At 68.5% G+C, this 1,361-nt stretch carries 1 protein-coding gene; it reads left to right on the forward strand.

Annotated elements, in window-relative coordinates:
* Positions 1–51: 51 nt before the first annotated feature.
* Positions 52–1,332 (forward strand): IS66 family transposase, encoded by a 1,281-nt coding sequence (tnpC, locus tag MKK55_RS08395; protein ID WP_243934180.1) that lies wholly within the window; start codon positions 52–54, stop codon positions 1,330–1,332.
* Positions 1,333–1,361: the final 29 nt, after the last annotated feature.

A 1,361-nucleotide genomic window follows, 5' to 3' on the forward strand; every position in this document is an offset into this window, starting at 1 on the left:
GTAATTACCCACGCCCTTGCGCGGGTCGGGTTTCGCTGATTCTTTCGTAGGATGGGGCGCAGCGATCTTGAGCGGTTGAGCCGCGAGGAACTGATCGAGCTGGTGCTGCGGCTGCAGCGTCCGGACAAGACATCTCGCACGTCCTCGAAGCCGCCCGCCACAGACCGCAAAGAGCGGCGCGAGCAATCCAAACCTGGCGGGGCCAAGCCCGGCCACGAGGGCCATAGCCGTGTAATGAGCGACGATCCCGACGCGGTCGTCGATCATCGGCCCGACCGCTGCGCGTGCTGCGGCGGCGCCCTGCACGGAGATCTCCCTGTCGAACTCGTGAGCGTGTCCGAGCGGATCGAGTTGCCGGAGGTGACACCGGTCGTGACGCAGCATCGACGGTTGGCCGTGCACTGCCCGACCTGCGGGGTGCGGGTCGTCGCGCCGGTGCCGGAGGCGGCGCGGGGCACGCCGTTCGGCCCACGGCTGCATGCGGTGGCGACGTATCTCAAGACCTTCCAGGCGCTGTCCTACGAGCGACTGCAGGCAGCCTTGTCGGACCTGTTCGGTCTGACGCTCAGCCAGGGCGGGCTGATGAACCTGCTCCAGCGCGCGCAGAGGCACTTCCGCTCCGGTCGCGAGGAGGCCGTCTCGACGCTACGCCGGGCCCCTGTGATCGCCTCAGACGAGACCGGCGTCCGGATCGAGGGCAGCAACGCTTATCATTGGGTGTTCCACGCGGGCGACGCCGTGGTGCACACGGCCTCGCCGACGCGGGGCGCCATCGTGATACGGGAGATGATGGACGGCCACCGGCCCGCGGTGTGGATCTCGGACCGCTACACCGCCCAGCAGGGTCATGCCGCCGCGCACCAGACCTGCCTCGCCCATCTCGCCCGCGACGTCGCCTACGTCGTCGAGGTCAGCGACGATCCCATACCCTGGCGATTGCAGCTCTGGTTGCAGACGGTATTCGGCCTGGCCGAGCGCGTTACCGATCTGGCCGCCTCGACGCTCGCCGCCAAGCGCCGGACCTTGGATCGACAGCTCGGCGCCATCCTCGCCACACCGAGCCGCTGCGACCTGACCCGAAGCCTCCAGGCCAAGATCGGACGGGCGCGTGATCAGCTCCTCGTCTTCCTCGCCCATCCCGGCGCGGTCGAACCGACCAACAACGGCTCAGAGCGACTGCTGCGCCCAGCGGTCGTCCAGCGGAAGGTGACCAACGGCTACCGCGCCATGTGGGCCGCCGAGGGCGAGGCCGCTATCCGCACCGTCGTCGATACCGCACGCCTCGCAGGCCACAGCCCATTCGGCACCATCCTCAAGACCGTCGGTGCCTGATCCCAGCCGTCACAGGCCTGGGTAATTAC

Origin of the sequence: Methylobacterium sp. J-059 (genome assembly GCF_022829485.1) — a bacterium.
GTDB lineage: Bacteria > Pseudomonadota > Alphaproteobacteria > Rhizobiales > Beijerinckiaceae > Methylobacterium.